The organism is Vibrio alginolyticus NBRC 15630 = ATCC 17749 (assembly GCF_000354175.2).
Lineage (GTDB): Bacteria > Pseudomonadota > Gammaproteobacteria > Enterobacterales > Vibrionaceae > Vibrio > Vibrio alginolyticus.
In genome coordinates this window covers 2,034,668-2,054,346 of the sequence record NC_022349.1, presented here as the reverse complement: position 1 = coordinate 2,054,346, position 19,679 = coordinate 2,034,668, and the positions used below count along the sequence as shown (strand labels likewise).

Below are 19,679 nucleotides of genomic sequence, written 5' to 3'. Positions count from 1 at the left end.
ATGCGTAAGTTAATGATCCCTGTACTGGTAATCGCACTGGCATTAATGTTGATGTCTTTGTTTGTGATTCCTGAAGGTGAGCGTGGTATCGTGGTTCGATTTGGTCGTGTCTTGAAAGACAACAACGACATCACTCGAATTTACGAGCCTGGTCTGCATTTCAAGATGCCTTTGTTTGACCGTGTGAAACAACTTGATGCACGTATCCAAACAATGGATGGCCGTGCAGACCGTTTCGTAACGTCTGAGAAAAAAGACGTTATCATTGATACCTACGTGAAGTGGCGTATTGAAGATTTTGGTCGCTACTACCTCGCGACTGGCGGTGGTAACTCGCTAACGGCAGAGGCACTACTTGAGCGTAAAGTGACGGACGTGCTTCGTTCTGAAATCGGTGCTCGTGAAATCAAACAGATCGTATCTGGTCCACGTAACGATGATGTGCTACCAGAAGACGCAAGTGCCGATGTTGTCGCAACTGAAGCGGCTCGTGAGGCGCTTGAGATTGATGGTGAACGCGACCTAATCATGTCTGAAGTATTGAAAGACACGCGTGAAAGCGCAATGAAAGACTTGGGTGTTCGTGTCGTTGATTTCCGAATGAAGAAAATCAACCTGCCTGATGAAATCAGTGAGTCTATCTACCGTCGTATGCGTGCGGAGCGTGAGTCCGTTGCTCGTAAGCACCGTTCTCAAGGTCGTGAAAAAGCGGAAGTTATTCGTGCTCAAGCAGAACTAGAAGTAGCAACTATTCTAGCTGAAGCTGATAAAACTGCGCGTGTGACACGAGGTGAGGCGGATGCTGAAGCTGCGAAGATTTATGCTGAAGCATACAACAAAGACCCTGAGTTCTTTAGCTTCCTACGTTCGCTACGTGCGTATGAGAAGTCCTTCAGCTCTAAGAGCGATATTCTGGTGCTTGATCCGAAGAGTGAGTTCTTCCAATACATGAACCAGTCGAAGGGCAGCATGGAGAAATAATCTCCGCGTCTCATTGAAATAAAAGGCTCCTTAGGGAGCCTTTTTTGTATCTGATGCTAAGTGCTAGCTCATCATGATGGCGATGACGGCTCCAGCAACTACTAGGCAGCCACCGATGCGTCGTAGCTGATTGTTGGGTTGTTCACTTAATTGAGCCACCATATTCCGCCAACCGTTAGGAGCAATCAGTGGCCCAATGCCTTCCACGATCAAGACGAGCCCAATCGCCAACCATATGGATTCAGACATAGCGCTTTCCAGTCGAATAGAGAAAGCTAAATACTATCAGTGATATGCTGATTTCAAAATGAACAAAGCGGCAAGATGACATTCTGGTAGCAACTCTGTGAACAAAAAATGACTGCAAGAAGCGTGATTCGGTGCTAGAATCCATTTTTAACTAGCAATCAGACTTGGAAAGATGGGAAATAACGTAGTCGTTCTAGGCACCCAATGGGGTGACGAAGGTAAAGGTAAAATCGTAGACCTTTTAACTGAAGATGCAAAATACGTGGTACGCTACCAAGGCGGTCACAACGCAGGTCACACTCTCGTAATTGACGGTGAAAAAACCGTTCTTCACTTAATTCCATCAGGTATCCTTCGCGATAACGTAAAATGTGTTATCGGTAACGGTGTTGTACTATCACCTGAAGCTCTACTTAAAGAAATGAAGCCTCTTGAAGAGCGCGGTATTCCAGTACGCGAGCGTCTTTTCATTTCTGAAGCATGTCCGCTAATTCTTCCTTACCACGTTGCAATGGACCAAGCTCGCGAAATCGCTCGCGGTAAAAAAGCTATCGGTACTACTGGTCGTGGTATCGGTCCAGCATACGAAGATAAAGTTGCTCGTCGTGGTCTACGCGTTGGCGACCTATTCGATATGGCGACTTTCGCAGAGAAGCTAAAAGAAGTCATGGAGTTCCATAACTTCCAACTAGTTAACTTCTACAAAGCGGAACCAGTAAGCTACGAAGAAGTACTTGAGCAAGCTAAAGGCTACGCTGAACTACTAACGTCAATGGTTATCGACGTAACTGACGAACTAGACGCAGCACGTAAGCGCGGCGACAAGATCATGTTCGAAGGTGCACAAGGTACACTACTTGATATCGACCACGGTACTTACCCGTACGTAACGTCTTCTAACACGACTGCTGGTGGTGTTGCTGCAGGTTCTGGTTTTGGTCCTCGTCACATCGGTTACATCTTGGGTATCGCAAAAGCGTACTGTACTCGCGTTGGTGCTGGTCCATTCCCGACTGAACTATACGACGGTTTAGATAAGCAAGATCCAATTGGTAAGCACTTAGGTGAAGTTGGCCACGAGTTCGGTGCGACAACTGGTCGTCTACGTCGTACAGGTTGGTTCGATGCTGTTGCTATGCGTCGTGCAATCCAAATCAACTCTGTATCTGGTTTCTGTCTAACTAAACTAGACGTACTAGATGGTCTAGAAGAGCTAAAAATCTGTACTGGTTACAAGATGGAAGATGGCTCCGTGCTAGAAGTTTCTCCGATGGCTGCTGAAGCATTCGAAAAAGCAACGCCAATCTACGAAACAATGCCTGGTTGGTCTGAGAACACATTTGGTGCTAAGTCACTAGATGCTCTACCACAAGCCGCTCTTGACTACATCAAGCGTATTGAAGAGCTAACTGGCGTTCCAGTAGACATCATCTCTACAGGTCCTGACCGTAACGAAACTATCATCAAAGTTCACCCATTCGAAGCTTAATTGATAGCCGTTAAAGATTGCAAAAGCCGACCTTCTGGTCGGCTTTTTTGTATCTGAACAAAAACAGCGTGACTCTCATATGGCAAGCTTTTGCCGCTGAGCCTAAATCAGAGGCAAAAATTGTCTAAAGCTTAGCTGTTTTTTGCCGATAAGGTTATCAAGCAGAGGAGATCCTTCACCGATCTTTGGTTTCTTAGATACCTTAAGGGTACGTTTATGAAGTTACGAACAGTGGCTGCTTCACTGTTGTTGACCTTGGTTGCTACCACAGTGAAAGCCAATGTTGCTGATGTGGGGGCACCAGTTCCGATCTATACCGAAGCAGAGCTGATAAAGCTTATTGAGCAAAATAAGCACTTACAACGTGTGCGCGCTGATAACTGCCAGCTGGTGGAGGATATCGTAGCTCGTGCGACTCGAATTAACTTACCCGCTTATGAATTTCTGTACGGAGATATGTTGGCTTGGGGTGTGTGTGTCGAGCAAGATGTCGAACTGGGTCTTTACTACATCGAAAATGCAGCGCATCAGGGGTTACCAGCTGCACTAGAGCAGATTGGCCGATACTATTCGCGTGGCACTTTAGTACAGCAAGATAAAGAACGTGCAATTCCATATTTGCGAGAAGCTGCGTCAATGGGAAACCTAAACGCGCGTATTCATCTGGCCGAGTTGCTTTTACGTGATTATGGCAGTCCACTCGATTACGAAGATGCGTATCGTTGGTTATATAACTCTGTCACAGCAGATAAGCGGCAGCATAAGCGCATAACTGTATTGAGAAACGGCCTTGAACAGCGCATGCCACAAAACGTTATTGCTCGAGCTAAACGGCGAGACACCTTTTGGTAACGCTTCAATATTGCAAACAACTTCATACAACAAAGCCACGTCACGTGGGCTTTGTTGTTTTCCCGATAGTTGGTAGCGCTTAAACCACTTTGTGTGGACCGAAGCATTCGTAATGGAATTGCTCTTCTGGTACGCCAAGTTCTAATAGCTGTTTCGCTACGTGCTGCATAAATCCTACAGGACCACAGAAGTATACCTGCACGTTATCTTGCTTTAATGCAGCTTCAATTTCATACAGATTGACAAAGCCCGTGAAGTGGAAGTCTTCGCCTAGCTTGTCTTCTGCCGTTGGTTGGTTATACCAAACGAGCGCGTTCATATTTTCTTTTTCTGCAACGAGTTGGTTTACGTGTTGCTTGAAAGCATGCTGTTGGCCATTTTCTGTTGCATGAACCCAAGTTACAGGTGCTTGATGTGCTGAGAGACTTTCTAGCATTGACAGCGTTGGAGTAAGTCCCACACCAGCAGAAATTAGAACAACGGGTGTTTGTGGTTCGGCATCCATAAAGAAATCACCGGCAGGGGCCGCAAGCTGCACTTTTTCGCCAATGTTCAGGCTATCGTGCAGGTAGTTCGACACTTTTCCGCCTTCTTCACGTTTTACTGAGATACGGTAGGTGTTCTCTTGGACCGCAGAAGACAGGCTATATTGGCGAATTTCTTGGTTTTCTAACTGGTCACTGTTGATGTAGATGCCAAGGTATTGTCCCGGTTTATACGGCGCCACTTTTTGGCCATCGGTTGGCTTGAACACAAAGCTGCAAATGTGTTCGCTCTCAATCTTTTTATCGACTAATTCAAATTCGCGTAGACCGCGCCAGCCGCCTTCCAAAGCTTCATTTTGTTGGTAAATTTGTTCTTCTCGCTGAATAAATACATTCGCAAGTACGCCGTAAGCCTCAGCCCAAGCATCCAACACTTCTTGACCTGGATTAAAAAGCTCATCGATTGTAGCAAGTAAATGCTTACCAACGATTTGGTACTGATCTTCTGTGATCAAAAAGCTCGTGTGCTTATGCGCAATTTTCTCTACTGCGCCAAGCAGAGCTGGCAAATTTTCAATATTGGCAGCATAGGCACAGATAGCGTTGAATAATGCTTCACGCTGATCGCCGTTACGCTGGTTACTCATGTTAAAAATATCTTTCAACTCAGGGTTATGAGTAAACATACGCTCGTAAAAGTGCGCGGTCAGTTTTGGTCCTGTTTCGGCGATGAGTGGTGCGGTCGCTTTGACGATCTCGATAGTTTGATTGCTGAGCATAAGGGCTTCCTACTTTAAGTTGTATTTATAATGCATGTTTAAAGTTGTATCTCAAATGTATCTTTCGATCAAGAAAAGATTTACACTTTTATCGATAGCTCAAGTTTGGGGTTTTAGCATCACCAGTGGGTTATTGAGTCGCACTTTGGGAGAGAATATGCAGTTAACTAGTTTCACTGATTATGCGTTGAGAACCTTAATTTTCTTGGCTTCGTTGCCGGAAGATGAGTTAACCAGCATTACCGAAGTGACGGATTTATTTGGTGTGTCGCGCAACCATATGGTTAAAGTTATCAATCGGTTAGGGCAGTTGGGTTATGTCCATACCGTGCGCGGAAAAAACGGTGGTATCCGGCTGATGAAGCCAGCGTCTGAAATCACAGTCGGTGGTGTTGTGCGCGATTTAGAGCCGTTAGATTTAGTCAACTGTGGTGTGGATTTTTGCCATATTACCCCTGCTTGCCGCCTCAAAGATAAATTGGCGAAAGCAAAAAGTGCCTTTCTGGCGGAGTTGGATGACTGCACGATTGAATCCTTGCTCAGTGACAATTCTGAACTTTTGATCTTGCTGGCTCGTCCTTAACTCATTTGCATGCCTAGAGTCGATCTCGATCATTCTTTTTTCAAAGCAATTCTGTAGCTTATCGAGAGACTCAGATATACTAGCCATATACCTTCCTTGCTAGATAGGCGTGCCTATGTCAGACAATATTCCAAACGATCCTTTTGCAGATCGTGAATCCAAAAATTACGAAAATCCAATTCCAAGCCGAGAGTTTATCATCGAGTTTCTAGAGCAAGCGGGCGTTCCAATGAATCGTAACGACTTGTTTGAGGCACTAAAGCTTGAGGGCGAAGAGCAATACGAAGGGTTGCGTCGTCGGCTACGTGCGATGGAGCGAGATGGCCAACTGGTGTTTACCCGCCGTCAGTGCTATGCATTGCCTGAAAAACTTGAAATGGTGAAAGGTTACGTGATTGGTCATCGTGATGGCCATGGTTGGGTACGTCCAGAAGGCAGCGTCGGCAAGGATGATGATATTCTGTTACCGCACCATCAGATGAAGAACATCATCCACGGTGATTTTGTCTTAGTGCAACCGACAGACAACAGCAAGCGCGGCCGCCGTGAAGGACGTTTGGTGCGTGTGCTAGAGGAGCGCAATGATCAAATCGTTGGTCGTTTCTTCCTTGAATATGGATACTCCTATGTTGTCCCAGATGACTCGCGTATCAGCCAAGATATCCTGATCCCAAATGAGCACAAAGCGGGTGCACGCATGGGTAACGTAGTCGTAATTGAAATTACTGATCGTGGCTCACGCTCACGCGGCATGATGGGTAAAGTGGTTGAAGTCCTTGGTGAAAACATGGCACCAGGTATGGAAACACAAATTGCGATTCGTACACACCAAATCCCTCACGAATGGCCAGAAGCCGTCGATAAACAAATCGAAAACTTAGGCGAAGAAGTACCAGAAGAAGCGAAAGTTGGTCGTGTGGATCTACGTGATTTGCCACTAGTGACCATTGACGGCGAAGACGCACGAGACTTTGATGATGCCGTTTACTGTGAAAAGAACAAAGAAGGTGGTTGGCGTTTATGGGTAGCGATTGCTGACGTCAGTTACTACGTTCGTCCTGACTCTGCGTTGGACAAAGAAGCGATAAATCGTGGTAACTCAGTATATTTCCCGTCGCAAGTTGTGCCGATGTTGCCAGAAGTACTATCGAACGGCCTATGTTCGCTCAACCCGCAAGTAGATCGCTTGTGTATGGTGTGCGAAATGACCATTTCCGATACAGGTAAGCTGTCTGGTTACAAGCATTACGAGGCGGTGATGAACTCGCACGCTCGTCTCACATATAGCAAAGTGAGCGCGATTCTAGAAGGGGATGAAGAACTACGTGAGCGCTACCAGCCGCTTGTTTCTCATCTAGAAGAGTTGCACAAGATGTACAAAGTGCTGAAAGAAGCACGAGATCAACGCGGTGCAATCGAATTTGAAACCGTTGAAACCAAATTTATTTTCAATGCGGAACGTAAAATCGAAAGCATTGAGCCAGTAATTCGTAATGACGCGCATAAGATCATCGAAGAATGTATGATTTTAGCCAACATTGCTTCGGCATCGCTGGTAGAAAAAGCGAAAGAGCCCGCGCTTTATCGTATCCACGAATCTCCAGGTGAATTACGCCTGCAAGGTTTCCGTGACTTCTTAAGTGAACTTGGTCTTGAGCTAAAAGGTGGTTTAGAGCCTTCACCAACGGACTATGCTGATCTCGCACGTCAAATCTCCGGGCGTCAAGATCAAGAGTTGATTCAGACCATGCTGCTACGCTCAATGAAGCAAGCGGTATACAACGCAGATAACGCGGGGCACTTTGGGTTGGCATTGAAACGCTATGCGCACTTTACGTCGCCAATTCGTCGTTACCCTGACTTGTTACTTCACCGTGCAATCAAGTATCTGATTGCTAAAGAAGAAGGTCGTAATCAAGATCGCTGGACACCAACAGGTGGCTATCATTACTCGTTTGACGACATGGATTTTTACGGCGAACAATGTTCGATGACAGAGCGCCGTGCTGATGATGCAACACGTGATGTTGCGGATTGGCTGAAGTGTGAATATATGCAAGACCACGTCGGTGACGAACTAGACGGTGTTATTGCTAATGTCACTAGCTTTGGCTTCTTTGTACGTTTAACGGATTTGCACATCGATGGTTTGGTACATATTTCTACCCTTGCGAACGACTACTATCAATTTGACCCGATTGGTCAACGACTTATTGGTGAAAGTTTCGGTAACATCTACCGCTTAGGTGATGCAGTAAAAGTAAAAGTACTGGCTGTTAACCTCGATGATAAGCAAATTGACTTTGAATTGGTCGAAACAAGTCGTAAGCTACGCGGCGAAGGTAAGACTGCGAAGAAACGCGCAGCGGAAGCAAAACGCAAAGCGAAAGATAAAAAACGCGCTGCGACTCGCTCTTCATCGAAAGAAGGTGGCGCGGCTCGTGCAGTTCCTGCGATAGAGCCAACTAAACGCCCAGAAGAAACGGGCGCAACGAGTAAGCGTAATGGCCCAAAACGTGGTGACGCTGAAGGCAACGAGAAGCCTAAAGTGAAAAAAGCACGTAAAAAGAAGCCGCACAGTAAGCCGAAGAAAACCAAGCGCACTAAAAAAGAAGCGCAGTAGGTTGAAGCGCCAACTTAGTTCAAACTTGGTTGGCGCAGGCAATACGACCAGAACAACAGGTTAAACAATGAGTAACGAATTTATCTACGGCATTCACGCAGTGAAGGCGGTATTGGAGCGCGAACCAGAGCGTTTTATCGAGGCGTACGTTTTAAAAGGTCGTCAAGATGATCGCCTAATGCCAATCCTAAATGATCTTCAGGTTTGTGGTGTTTCTATTCAGCAGATGACACGTAAAACCTTGGATGACAAAGCGCGCGGTGCAAATCACCAAGGCATCATCGCTCGTGTGAAACCAGCGAAGCAGCTGAATGAGAACGATATAGATGACATCCTGGCGCAGCACGAATCACCACTGCTATTAGTGTTAGACGGAGTGACCGATCCACACAATCTTGGTGCGTGTTTACGTAACGCAGATGCGGCAGGTGCTGCGGCGATCATCGTACCGAAAGATCGTTCTGCACCGATGAACGCAACCGTAAGCAAAGTGGCTTGTGGTGCAGCTGAAGTCGTGCCATTGATCCGAGTGACTAACTTGGCTCGTACTATGCGTACATTGCAAGAGAAAGGCATCTGGTTTGTTGGTACTGCGGGCGAAGCAACGCACGACATCTACCAAGCAAAACTGACTGGACCCCTTGCTATCGTAATGGGGGCAGAAGGTGATGGTATGCGTCGTCTGACTCGTGAAACCTGCGACGATTTGATTAAGATCCCAATGGCTGGTAGCGTTTCAAGCTTGAACGTATCTGTGGCATCCGGCATCTGTTTGTTTGAGGCAGTTCGTCAGCGTATTGCTGCAAAGTAACGACGAAACAAACAGTTACTGTAGAATCAGACATAATGATAAAAACAAAGGATGGGGTGCCATCCTTTGTCGTTTTCACCGATTTATAAATAAAAATCCTCAGGGAAGTTATGACTCAACAAGACATTAAATTCATCGCCTTCGATCTAGATGGTACTTTGCTTGATAGCGTGCCAGATCTAGCTGTCGCGGCAGACCAAGCGGTACAGGCGCTTGGCTTTCCATCGGTTTCAGAAGAACAAGTTCGTGATTATGTGGGTAACGGCGCAGACGTGCTTATTGGTCGCTCATTAAGCCAAAGCCTGACCATCAACCCAGAGCTGAGTGAAGAGCTTCGTGCTAAAGCGCGTGTATTGTTTGATGACTACTACGAGCAAAGCGGTCACAAGCTAAGTCATCTTTACCCAACGGTAAAAGAGACACTAGCAGAGCTGCACAAAGCGGGCTTTGTTATGGCGTTGGTGACTAACAAACCTTCAAAGTTTGTGCCTGACGTTTTGGAAAAGCACGACATCGCAAAATACTTTGTTGATGTCCTTGGCGGTGATGCATTCCCAGAGAAAAAACCAAACCCAGTAGCATTGAACTGGTTGATGGAAAAGCACCAAATCCAACCAAGTGAAATGCTGATGGTTGGCGACTCGAAAAACGACATTCTCGCAGCAAAGAATGCAGGCTGTGCCTCATTTGGTCTGACATATGGTTACAACCACGGTGAACCTATTTCAGCATCAAATCCAGATTTCGTCGCTGACAGTTTGGCAGAATTATTGGACGTTGTAGCGGTTTCTGCATAACGGCTACAAAAGAGCTTCCAAAATACTCGTTAATGAGTACACTGAGTAAACCGTGCACCTATTACTGCACGGTTTTTTTCATTTAATTAGATTAAGAAGTCAAAGGAATCATTCTAATGAGCAAACCCATTGTATTGAGTGGTGTTCAACCTTCAGGTGAACTAAGTATCGGTAACTACTTGGGTGCTCTACGTCAATGGCAGCAGATGCAAGACGATTATGATTGCCAATATTGTGTGGTAGACCTTCACGCGATTACGGTTCGTCAGGACCCTAAAGCGCTGCATGAAGCAACTCTAGACGCACTGGCAATTTGTCTGGCAGTTGGTGTTGACCCGAAGAAGAGCACGCTATTTGTTCAGTCACATGTACCAGAGCATGCTCAATTAGGTTGGCTTCTTAACTGTTACACTCAAATGGGTGAGCTGAGCCGTATGACTCAGTTTAAAGACAAATCGGCACGTTACGCGAATGACGTAAACGTCGGTCTATTTGACTACCCGGTGTTGATGGCTGCTGACATTTTGCTTTACGGTGCGCACCAAGTACCTGTAGGCAGTGACCAGAAGCAACATCTAGAATTAGCGCGCGATATCGCAACGCGTTTCAACAATATTTACTCGCCAGAGCAGCCAATCTTCCAAGTTCCAGAGCCTTACATTCCGACAGTAAATGCGCGTGTAATGAGCCTTCAAGACGCAACGAAGAAGATGTCTAAATCTGATGACAACCGTAAGAACGTTATCACGCTGCTGGAAGAGCCTAAGTCGATCCTTAAGAAGATCAACAAAGCGCAAACCGATACCGAAACGCCACCAAGTATCCGTCATGATATCGAGAACAAGGCGGGCATTGCTAACCTAATGGGTCTGTACTCCGCGGCGACAGGCATGAGCTTCGAAGAGATTGAAGCGAAGTACCAAGGCGTAGAAATGTATGGCCCATTTAAGAAAGATGTTGGTGAGGCAGTTGTAGCAATGCTTGAGCCAATTCAAGCAGAATATCACCGTATTCGCGCTGATCGTGCTTACATGGACGAGGTAATGCAGCAAGGCGCTGAGAAAGCCTCGGCACGAGCGGCTGAAACGCTTAAGAAAGCATACGAAGCAGTAGGTTTTGTAGCTCGCCCATAGTTGCTAAGAACGAATACGAAAAAGCTCCACTTTGGTGGAGCTTTTTTTATGCCTGTATTACTGAAATGGTGTGTCTTTCATACAGCGTTCCATGTCGTAATATTCAACACGTCCTCGAGCCCCTAGAAAGGCAGACTTCACAACCATGCCTCTATCAATGAAGTAACTAAGCTGTACGCATGATATATCGTAGCTGAGTTCTTTAATTCTCGCTGGAATCCAGTAGGTTCCTGGCGTTCTTAGACGCTGAGTAAAGGTAATAACACCCTCGTCACTGACTTCTAGCTCTTCAATACCATCCAGTTCATTTTTGGCTGATTCGATGATGTCTTGATTCGCCGTAGGTTGAAGTGGCTCACTGGCGGTCAACTGACACCCCGCTATCAAGCCAAGTAGGGAGAGAGCTAGCACACTGCGTTGAATTTTTTTCATTTGTCGTTCCTGGGTTTACAGCTAATGAGATCTTATTGTCTCGCGCAGGTGTTATATCTTTTGTGTATGTTTTTGGCTAGTGAGTAATGAAAAGTTATTGAATAAATCATGAAAACTTTGAAGTATGAGGGGCCTGTATAAGAGAGAACGAAGCGAGTAATAGATTCTTGGGCTTGAACAGTGATGCAAGTGAAAATTAAAGCATTCTAAATTAGTGACTAATTATATTTTTTATTTGTAACGGAACGGTTGGGTTAATAAGCAACTCAACAAGTGATGTATTTTCTACTCCTTAACATGAAGTGAAAAAGTAAACTGAGTAATCAATCTAAATTCTGACTTGTTTATCAATAGCGCTCTGTATTTATTACAAAAAATGTTTGAATGGGATGCTCTGGCATATTTTCTTATATTCACATGTGATTCATTTCACGGCTTTAATTACTCATTCTTATTTATTTCATAAATAAACCTGATAGTAGACGCAAATGGCAGGCTCTAATCAGAGCTAAGTTTGCATTTACATAAATATCAGGTACGACAATGGACACGTTAATCAAACCCTCAATACTCGCATTAACCATCGCCAGTGCACTTAGTGCAAACGCGAACGCAGAGATTATTATTTCCCAATACGTAGAAGGCGGCGCTTATAATAAAGCGGTAGAGATCGCTAATACGGGTGATACTGCGGTGACACTCACTGGCTACGAGTTGGCGAAATCATCAAACGGTGGTGGTACTTGGGGCAGCACATTCGACCTTAGCCAAGTGACGCTACAAGCTAACCAAGTGTATGTACTGGCGCATGGTGACGCGAGCGACGCCATCAAAGCGGTAGCAGGTATCACAGATAAAAGCGTTGCGAACTTTAACGGTGACGACCCGATCGCACTGCTTAAAGATGGTGAAGTGCACGACATCATCGGTGTGATGGGTGACGTAGATTTTGGTAAAGACACCACATTAGTTCGTAACAGTGATGCACTAACCCCTTCTGCTACTTATGATGCATCTCAGTGGACGGCATTTGAGAAAGACAACATTGACGGCCTTGGTGAGCTAAATGCGACTGAGCCACCAGCACCATTCGCTTGTGAAGTCGACGGTCAGCAACCTAACTTCACTACCATCCAAGATATTCAAGGTGAAGGCGATACGTCTCCATTCATTGATGGTTACCCATACATTACTGACGAAGATCATTTCGTAACTGGTGTCGTGACTGCTGTTACCACTGGCCTAACCAAAGGTTTCTACCTACAAGCATTAGAAAGCGACAACAACGACAAGACCTCAGAAGGCTTGTTCATTCATACCGACGCGGCGGACACGGCGCTGAAAGCTGGTGATGTTGTTTGTGTGAAAGGTAAAGTTCAAGAGTATTACAGCAATACTCAGCTTGCTTCTGATGCTAACAGCTATGTGAAAACAGGCACCTCTGAAACCCCTCGAGTTACCGATCTTGTTATCAAAGAAGGTGAGACACTACGTGATGCACTAGAGCGTCATGAAGGCATGCAAGTTGAGTTGACCTCGGCAAGTGACTTGTTTGTAACTCGAAACTTCTCTTACGACTACGATTCACGTCGTAACAATATGATGCTCTCTCATGAAGCGCCATTGTTAAAGCCGACTCAATTACACGCGGCAGAGAGCGATGCAGCCGTTGAGCTAGCAAAAGACAACGCAGCGAACCGCGTATACCTAGAATCAGATGGCAAAGCACCAAACGGCCAAATCCCATACTACCCAGATTTTGCTAAAGATGCAGATCAAGATGGCTCTTCAGAGCAGCACATTCGCCTTGGTTCTCGAGTAGAAGGTCTACAGGGTGTCGTGGCTTACAGCTACAACGAATACCGCCTGATTGCGACAAATGAAGTCAATAACACCAACTTCGTGACTTCAGGTGAAGGCTTCGACGTGGCTCGTAAAGATGCCCCAGCGATTGCGGACTCAGATTTGCGTATTGCAAGCTTCAACGTACTGAACTACTTCAACTCCGTGGCTGACAGTGGTCATGAAAACCCAACCGGACAAAACCGTGGTGCGACTAATCTAGACGAATTCCTGATCCAGCAAGCGAAAATCGTTGCGGCGATGAACAAGATGGACGCAGACGTTATTGGTTTGATGGAAGTGGAAAACAACGGCTTTGGTGATGGCAGTGCTATCCAAAACTTAGTTGATGCCCTAAATGCTGAGATTGATGACGCTGAAGATCATTACACGTATGTCGAAATCGCGGATCAAGACAAATACCAAGATGAGTACTTTGGTAGTGATGCGATCATGGTGGCAATCCTATACCGTGCAAACGAAGTGACGCCAAAAGAAGCGGCGAAAGTGATTGTGACGCCAGAGCAGCACATCGAAGAAAACACCATTACGCGTAATGACGGTGCGGAAGGCAACCCAGCTTACGACAAATACCAACGTCATAGCTTGCTACAAACCTTCACGGTGAAAGAGACGGGTGAAGATTTGTCTATTGTCGTAAACCACTTTAAGTCGAAAGGCTCTGAGTGTATTGAAGAGTGGATTGCCGGTGTAGAAGATTCTGAGCCAGCGGATCTGCAAGGCAACTGTAACAACTTCCGCGTTTCTGCTGCGCACGCAGTGGGTGAAGCGTTGAAAGAGGTGAAAGGCGATGTATTGCTCATGGGCGACCTCAATGCTTATGGCATGGAAGACCCACTTCTGACACTGACTGATTACTCGAAAGAGAAATACGGCCGTGACATTTATACTGCTGCTTACACAACCATTGGTGATGGTGAACTTCAAGTAGAGAAGACCAAAATTGAAAAAGGTTACGGTCTGCACAATTTAAACACGTTGCTGCACGGCACTGATACGTTTTCTTACACCTATTCGGGCGAGCTGGGTAATTTGGACCACGCATTGGCAAGCAGTAGCCTAGCGCAAAAAGTGGTAGCAATTGAAGATTGGCACATCAACTCACTAGAGAGTAACTTGTTCGAATACAGCAGCAAGTACACAGGTGATATGCCGAAGTACAAAGATGCGTTCTCTGCCTCTGACCACGATCCAGTGATCATCGCGATTGATTTACCAGATGATGACATCGATTTACCGAAAGCAGGTGACAACTTAGCCGTCGATGTCCGTTTACCACCAACGGCGGTTGTGGGCGATATTGTTACGGTGAACTTAACGCCATCCACACAAGCGGCTGCGGCAAGCAGCGATACGAAAGCTTACTCGGCTAGCCAAACTTTAGTTCAAGCTGATATTGATGCGCGTAGCGTGAATATTGAGTTTGAACAAACGCCAGAGCAAGGTAATTATCAGTTAGAAGAGAAAGTGACTGACTCGACAGGTAATATCGTGAAGTTTAGCTCTGTTCGTGATGTTTCAATGACGCAAACTGAAGCTGGAACAGAAGGGTCGAAGGATTCAGATGGTGGTTCGTTTGGTTTTGGTGCTCTATTTGCGCTGCTAGGTCTCGGCTTATTCCGTCGTCGCCGCTAAGCGAATTTACTTCCTGACAAACAGTTCCTAAATAGCTGTAAAGACCAAAGGCCAGCCTATGCTGGCCTTTTTATTCAGCAAAAACTTGCCTTTCTTGCTTGGTATAGCAAAATACCGCCCTTGATTGTCACGAACGTGGCGATTCACTACGTAAGCATTGCCAAAACGGATTGGAGCAACCGACCCTTTATGTTGTTGATCATCGATAACTACGACTCTTTTACCTACAACCTTTACCAATACTTCTGCGAGCTTGGTGCAGACGTAAAGGTGGTGCGTAACGATGAAATCGATATCCAAGGCATTGAGGCGCTCAACCCAACTCATTTGGTGATCTCGCCAGGGCCATGTACGCCGAACGAAGCAGGTATTTCACTGAAAGCGATAGAACACTTCGCTGGTAAGTTGCCGATCCTAGGAGTTTGTCTTGGTCATCAGGCGATAGCGCAAGTGTTTGGGGGGGAAGTGGTACGTGCACGACAAGTGATGCACGGTAAGACCTCACCGATTCATCACAACGGTCGTAGTGTGTTTAAAAATCTGAATAACCCACTCACGGTAACCCGTTATCACTCTCTTGTGGTGAAAAACGGTACTTTACCCGACGTGTTTGAACTGACTGCATGGACAGAACTGCCTGACGGAAGCATGGATGAAATAATGGGTTACCAACATAAAACCTTGCCAATTGATGCGGTGCAATTCCACCCAGAATCAATCAAAACTGAGCAAGGTCACGAGTTGCTTGCGAACTTTTTAGCACGCAAAGCGATCTGATCGCGATCACTTTTCTTAACAAATCATTCATCTTTTTGCTGAGGTGAGCGGATTGCAAAACTATGCGATTCTCTCGAGTCTCTTTGTCTATTCATGTCTTTTTAAACCTTCTATCCCCTGTATTACATAACATTTATAAAAAATCACTTCTCTATTTTACTTTCTTGATGCATAAATAGTCATAAGCAGTGATTAATGGAAGTTACTTTCGAGAACGAAAAGAATAAATCACTATTGAAATGGTTAATTAAATGTAAATACAATGCCGCAATAGCTTAAATGCAAAACATTATTTGCTGGCAAAGAGAGCCGGTTAAATTCGCTTATCTGCTACGCATGCGGTATCAAGAAGGAATGTGCAATGACAACGGAAATTAAAGTAGAGCGCGGTTTATTCGATGAGGTAATGGTACCTTGCTATAACCCGATGGAAATGATCCCTGTTAAAGGTGAAGGTTCACGTGTTTGGGATCAGGAAGGTAATGAATACATCGACTTTGCTGGTGGTATTGCAGTGAGCTGTCTTGGCCATTGTCATCCAGTAATGGTAAACGCACTAACAGAGCAAGCTAACAAGCTTTGGCACTTAAGTAACGTTATGACGAACGAACCAGCCCTTCGTCTGGCGAAAAAGCTAACAGAAGTGAGTTTTGCTGAGCGAGTGTTCTTTGCTAACTCTGGCGCAGAAGCAAACGAAGCCGCTTTGAAGCTGGCACGTCGTTATGCAGCAGACGTTCATGGCACTGAGAAATCTGAAATCATTGCATTCAAACAAGGTTTCCACGGTCGTACATTCTTTACCGTAACGGTTGGTGGCCAAGCGGCATACTCTGACGGCTTCGGTCCTAAGCCAGGCGACGTGACACACCTTCCTTACAACGATATCGAAGCTTTACAAGCACACATGTCTGATCGTACTTGTGCGGTCATGATGGAGCCACTACAAGGTGAAGGCGGCATCGTGCCACCAACGCCTGAGTTCGCTCAAGCGGTTCGCGAGCTGTGTGACAAACACAACGCCTTACTGATCTTCGATGAAGTGCAAACTGGTAATGGCCGTACAGGTAACTTCTACGCTTACCAAGGTTTAGGTATCACGCCAGATATTCTAAGTACTGCGAAATCACTTGGTGGCGGTTTCCCGATCGGTGCAATGCTAACGACAGCAAAATTGGCAGAGCACATGAAAGTGGGCACTCACGGTTCTACATATGGCGGTAACCCACTAGCGTGTGCGGTTGCAGAAGCGGTTGTAAATGAAGTTACTAAGCCAGAGGTGTTGGCTGGTGTGCTAGAACGCGAAGCAATGTTCCGTGAAGGTCTAGAGAAGATCAACGCGAAGTACAACATCTTCTCAGAAGTGCGCGGTCAAGGCCTATTACTTGGCGCTGCACTAAATGAAGAATGGCAAGGCCGTGCGCGTGACGTGCTGGTTGCTGCAGGTAAACAAGGTCTCATGGTATTGGTTGCGGGTGCCAATGTCGTACGTTTCACACCATCACTCGTTATCACACAACAAGAAATTGAAGAAGGCTTGGCGAAACTGGATAAAGCGATCGCGACTTTAGTTTAAGCGCGATATCAGTTTAAACGTCAACGCAGACACCCCCGTCAAGGATCTCTGATGGGGGAATTGTTCCTACAATATAGTTAGGATCTTCTTGCATCTGGAGGGAGTATTGATGCTAGTAGTTCGCCCTATCGCGATGTCGGATTACGACGCACTGCACACTTGTGCGGTGGAGTCTGGTCACGGATTTACATCTCTACCGGTTAACGAAGAACTGTTAACCAATCGAATCAAACATTCAGAGTACAGCTTTGGTAAGCCAGATGTGGCAGAACCAGGCGATGAAGGCTACCTGATGGTTGGCTTTGACTCTGAAACGGGTGAGGTTGCGGGTACCACCGGAATCGAAGCATCTATCGGCTGGGATGTCCCATTTTACTCATATCACATTAGTAAAGTCGTGCACTCGTCGCCAAAGCTTGGCGTTAACAACGTCGTTAAACTGCTTACTTTTGGTAATAACTACACGGGTAACAGCGAAATTTGTACCTTGTTCTTGCGTGAGAAATTCCGCCAAGGTCTGAATGGTCGTCTAATGTCGAAGTGTCGTTTCCTAATGATGGCAGAGCACCCAGAGCGCTTCTCTGAAACGATCTTTGCGGAGATGCGTGGCGTTTCAGACGACGAGGGTAATTCACCATTCTGGCAATGGCTTCAAGAGCATTTCTTCTCTATCGATTTCACGCTTGCAGATTACCTGACAGGTATCGGCAAGAAAGGCTTTATCGCCGACTTGATGCCGAAACTGCCTATTTACATCAACCTGCTCAGCCCAGAAGCGCAAGCCGTGATTGGTCAAGTACATGACAACACGCGTCCAGCGCTGAAGCTGCTTGAGCGTGAAGGTTTTACCAACCGAGGCTACGTCGACATCTTCGATGGTGGCCCAACGGTTGAGTGTGATCTGCGTAATATTGAGTCGGTACGTCATTCATTCCGTGCGCAAGTCAAAATCTCTGAACATTCCAGCACACAAGACTTCTTGATGTGTAATTCATCTTTCGAGAACTTCCGTGCGACAGTCACTAAAGCGGCGTATGACGCAGAAACACAGAGCGTAATGATCGCACCAGACGTTGCGGATGCACTTTCGGTTGAAGAAGGGGATTTCGTTCGCCTTCTTCCGCAGTAACAGACGACAGAATTTAAGGATAGAAACAATGACACATTGGATTGCAGGTGAATGGGTACAAGGTCAGGGTGAAGCATTTACGTCTCTGTCGCCGTACAACCAAGAAGTGATCTGGCAAGGCAAAGGTGCAACGGCAGAGCAGGTGAACCAGGCGGTATCTGCAGCGCGTGAAGCGTTTATTGACTGGAAAAAGCGCCCATTTTCAGAGCGTGAGGCAATCGTGTTGGCTTTTGCGGAGAAAGTAAAAGAGAACAGCGAAAAAATCGCCGAAGTGATTGCCAAAGAAACCGGTAAGCCGATTTGGGAAACGCGCACTGAAGCAGCAGCCATGGCAGGTAAAATTGCCATTTCGATTCGCGCTTATCATGACCGCACTGGTGAGGCGAGCCGTGAAGCAGCAGGCAACCAAATCGTATTGCGCCACCGCCCATTGGGCGTGATGGCGGTGTTTGGTCCTTACAACTTCCCAGGCCACCTACCAAATGGTCACATTGTGCCAGCGCTACTGGCTGGTAACACGGTAGTCTTCAAACCGTCTGAGCAAACGCCATGGACGGGTGAATTGGCGATGAAGCTATGGGAAGAAGCCGGTTTGCCGAAAGGCGTGATTAACCTTGTTCAAGGCGCTAAAGAAACTGGTATCGCCCTAGCTGACGCAAAAGGCATTGATGGCGTACTGTTTACGGGTAGCGCGAATACGGGGCATGTATTACACCGTCAATTTGCGGGTCAACCAGGCAAGATGCTCGCACTAGAAATGGGGGGTAATAACCCGATGGTGATCTCTGATAAATATGGTGATTTGGATGCCACGGTTTACACCATCATCCAGTCAGCGTTTATCAGTGCTGGGCAGCGTTGTACGTGTGCTCGTCGTTTGTATGTGCCATTGGGTGAAAAAGGCGATGCGCTTATCACCAAGCTCGTTGAAGCGACACGCAATATTCGCGTAGACCAACCATTTGCAGAACCTGCGCCATTTATGGGACCGCAAATTTCGGTCGTGGCAGCCAAGTTTATTCTTGATGCACAAGCTAATCTACAGTCTCTTGGCGGTGAAAGCTTGATTGAAGCGAAAGCAGGAGAGGCGGCGTTTGTTTCTCCTGGTATCATTGATGTAACGAACATTGCTGAGTTACCAGATGAAGAATACTTCGGCCCACTTCTGCAAGTGGTGCGCTACGAAGGATTAGACAAAGCCGTAGCGCTAGCAAACGATACGCGCTTTGGTTTATCTGCTGGCTTGGTTTCAACCGACGACCAAGAGTGGGAATACTTCGTGGACCACATTCGTGCCGGCATCGTGAACCGCAACCGCCAGTTAACGGGTGCAAGTGGTGATGCACCATTTGGTGGTCCGGGGGCGTCGGGTAACTTGCGTCCAAGCGCTTACTACGCAGCAGATTACTGTGCGTACCCAATGGCATCAATGGAAGGTCAAGAAACTGTCTTGCCTGCAACATTGAGTCCAGGTGTAGCGCTATAAGA

The 19,679-nt window shown here is 46.4% G+C and carries 16 protein-coding genes; 13 read left to right on the top strand and 3 right to left on the bottom strand.

The annotated features are described in order from the left end of the window. Positions 1-981 carry a protease modulator HflC gene (gene hflC / locus N646_RS09380; protein WP_005381382.1) on the top strand — a complete coding sequence of 327 codons (981 nt, stop codon included), beginning with the start codon at positions 1-3 and terminating at the stop codon, positions 979-981. Positions 982-1,044: 63 nt separating this feature from the next. On the opposite strand, the gene N646_RS09375 is transcribed toward hflC, so the two are convergent. Further along, positions 1,045-1,230 carry a DUF2065 domain-containing protein gene (locus N646_RS09375; protein ID WP_005381383.1) on the bottom strand — a complete coding sequence of 62 codons (186 nt, stop codon included), beginning with the start codon at positions 1,228-1,230 and terminating at the stop codon, positions 1,045-1,047. A 172-nt stretch (positions 1,231-1,402) separates the two neighbouring features. Here N646_RS09375 and N646_RS09370 point away from each other — a divergent pair, with 172 nt between their 5' ends. Both N646_RS09370 and motX read left to right on the top strand, forming a co-directional pair. Continuing rightward, the gene (locus N646_RS09370) at positions 1,403-2,719 is read left to right on the top strand and encodes an adenylosuccinate synthase (RefSeq protein ID WP_005381385.1); all 1,317 of its coding nucleotides are present in this window, start codon (positions 1,403-1,405) and stop codon (positions 2,717-2,719) included. Between the two features lie 216 nt (positions 2,720-2,935). Next, positions 2,936-3,571 (top strand): flagellar protein MotX, encoded by a 636-nt coding sequence (gene motX, locus N646_RS09365; RefSeq protein WP_005381388.1) that lies wholly within the window; start codon positions 2,936-2,938, stop codon positions 3,569-3,571. Positions 3,572-3,650: 79 nt separating this feature from the next. Here motX and hmpA read toward each other — a convergent pair whose 3' ends face one another. After that, positions 3,651-4,835: an NO-inducible flavohemoprotein gene (hmpA, locus tag N646_RS09360; RefSeq protein WP_005381390.1), complete on the bottom strand. Its 1,185-nt coding sequence runs from the start codon at positions 4,833-4,835 to the stop codon at positions 3,651-3,653. Positions 4,836-4,992: 157 nt separating this feature from the next. Here hmpA and nsrR point away from each other — a divergent pair, with 157 nt between their 5' ends. The 5 genes from nsrR (at position 4,993) to trpS (ending at position 10,782) form a co-directional block, all read left to right on the top strand. Then, the gene (nsrR, locus tag N646_RS09355; RefSeq protein ID WP_005381392.1) at positions 4,993-5,418 is read left to right on the top strand and encodes a nitric oxide-sensing transcriptional repressor NsrR; all 426 of its coding nucleotides are present in this window, start codon (positions 4,993-4,995) and stop codon (positions 5,416-5,418) included. A 115-nt stretch (positions 5,419-5,533) separates the two neighbouring features. Next, positions 5,534-8,041 carry a ribonuclease R gene (gene rnr / locus N646_RS09350; RefSeq protein ID WP_017821742.1) on the top strand — a complete coding sequence of 836 codons (2,508 nt, stop codon included), beginning with the start codon at positions 5,534-5,536 and terminating at the stop codon, positions 8,039-8,041. Positions 8,042-8,108: 67 nt separating this feature from the next. Then, positions 8,109-8,852, top strand: coding sequence for a 23S rRNA (guanosine(2251)-2'-O)-methyltransferase RlmB (gene rlmB / locus N646_RS09345; protein ID WP_005381395.1), 744 nt, complete (start codon positions 8,109-8,111; stop codon positions 8,850-8,852). A gap of 110 nt (positions 8,853-8,962) precedes the next feature. After that, positions 8,963-9,649 carry a phosphoglycolate phosphatase gene (locus N646_RS09340; RefSeq protein WP_005382834.1) on the top strand — a complete coding sequence of 229 codons (687 nt, stop codon included), beginning with the start codon at positions 8,963-8,965 and terminating at the stop codon, positions 9,647-9,649. A 116-nt stretch (positions 9,650-9,765) separates the two neighbouring features. Next, entirely contained in the window at positions 9,766-10,782 is a 1,017-nt protein-coding gene (trpS, locus tag N646_RS09335) for a tryptophan--tRNA ligase (protein ID WP_005381398.1), read from the top strand. Positions 10,783-10,839: 57 nt separating this feature from the next. On the opposite strand, the gene N646_RS09330 is transcribed toward trpS, so the two are convergent. Further along, the gene (locus tag N646_RS09330; RefSeq protein WP_005381401.1) at positions 10,840-11,214 is read right to left on the bottom strand and encodes a hypothetical protein; all 375 of its coding nucleotides are present in this window, start codon (positions 11,212-11,214) and stop codon (positions 10,840-10,842) included. 543 nt (positions 11,215-11,757) lie between these two features. Here N646_RS09330 and N646_RS09325 point away from each other — a divergent pair. The 5 genes from N646_RS09325 (at position 11,758) to astD (ending at position 19,677) form a co-directional block, all read left to right on the top strand. After that, on the top strand, positions 11,758-14,712 hold the full coding sequence (locus N646_RS09325; protein WP_017821743.1) for an ExeM/NucH family extracellular endonuclease: 2,955 nt from the start codon (positions 11,758-11,760) through the stop codon (positions 14,710-14,712). A gap of 189 nt (positions 14,713-14,901) precedes the next feature. Then, entirely contained in the window at positions 14,902-15,489 is a 588-nt protein-coding gene (locus N646_RS09320) for an aminodeoxychorismate/anthranilate synthase component II (RefSeq protein ID WP_017821744.1), read from the top strand. 361 nt (positions 15,490-15,850) lie between these two features. Further along, a complete protein-coding gene (locus tag N646_RS09315; protein ID WP_005381420.1) occupies positions 15,851-17,062 on the top strand; it encodes an aspartate aminotransferase family protein in 1,212 nt (403 codons plus the stop codon). A 109-nt stretch (positions 17,063-17,171) separates the two neighbouring features. Then, a complete protein-coding gene (gene astA / locus N646_RS09310; RefSeq protein WP_005381422.1) occupies positions 17,172-18,191 on the top strand; it encodes an arginine N-succinyltransferase in 1,020 nt (339 codons plus the stop codon). Positions 18,192-18,219: 28 nt separating this feature from the next. Then, positions 18,220-19,677, top strand: coding sequence for a succinylglutamate-semialdehyde dehydrogenase (gene astD / locus N646_RS09305; RefSeq protein ID WP_017821745.1), 1,458 nt, complete (start codon positions 18,220-18,222; stop codon positions 19,675-19,677). Positions 19,678-19,679: the final 2 nt, after the last annotated feature.

Excerpts from the sequence above, each read along its gene's own strand:
- hflC (WP_005381382.1), top strand. The coding sequence starts at position 1 with ATGCGTAAGTTAATGATCCCTGTACTGGTAATCGCACTGGCATTAATG.
- N646_RS09375 (WP_005381383.1), bottom strand. The coding sequence starts at position 1,230 with ATGTCTGAATCCATATGGTTGGCGATTGGGCTCGTCTTGATCGTGGAA.
- N646_RS09370 (WP_005381385.1), top strand. The coding sequence starts at position 1,403 with ATGGGAAATAACGTAGTCGTTCTAGGCACCCAATGGGGTGACGAAGGT.
- motX (WP_005381388.1), top strand. The coding sequence starts at position 2,936 with ATGAAGTTACGAACAGTGGCTGCTTCACTGTTGTTGACCTTGGTTGCT.
- hmpA (WP_005381390.1), bottom strand. The coding sequence starts at position 4,835 with ATGCTCAGCAATCAAACTATCGAGATCGTCAAAGCGACCGCACCACTC.
- nsrR (WP_005381392.1), top strand. The coding sequence starts at position 4,993 with ATGCAGTTAACTAGTTTCACTGATTATGCGTTGAGAACCTTAATTTTC.
- rnr (WP_017821742.1), top strand. The coding sequence starts at position 5,534 with ATGTCAGACAATATTCCAAACGATCCTTTTGCAGATCGTGAATCCAAA.
- rlmB (WP_005381395.1), top strand. The coding sequence starts at position 8,109 with ATGAGTAACGAATTTATCTACGGCATTCACGCAGTGAAGGCGGTATTG.
- N646_RS09340 (WP_005382834.1), top strand. The coding sequence starts at position 8,963 with ATGACTCAACAAGACATTAAATTCATCGCCTTCGATCTAGATGGTACT.
- trpS (WP_005381398.1), top strand. The coding sequence starts at position 9,766 with ATGAGCAAACCCATTGTATTGAGTGGTGTTCAACCTTCAGGTGAACTA.
- N646_RS09330 (WP_005381401.1), bottom strand. The coding sequence starts at position 11,214 with ATGAAAAAAATTCAACGCAGTGTGCTAGCTCTCTCCCTACTTGGCTTG.
- N646_RS09325 (WP_017821743.1), top strand. The coding sequence starts at position 11,758 with ATGGACACGTTAATCAAACCCTCAATACTCGCATTAACCATCGCCAGT.
- N646_RS09320 (WP_017821744.1), top strand. The coding sequence starts at position 14,902 with ATGTTGTTGATCATCGATAACTACGACTCTTTTACCTACAACCTTTAC.
- N646_RS09315 (WP_005381420.1), top strand. The coding sequence starts at position 15,851 with ATGACAACGGAAATTAAAGTAGAGCGCGGTTTATTCGATGAGGTAATG.
- astA (WP_005381422.1), top strand. The coding sequence starts at position 17,172 with ATGCTAGTAGTTCGCCCTATCGCGATGTCGGATTACGACGCACTGCAC.
- astD (WP_017821745.1), top strand. The coding sequence starts at position 18,220 with ATGACACATTGGATTGCAGGTGAATGGGTACAAGGTCAGGGTGAAGCA.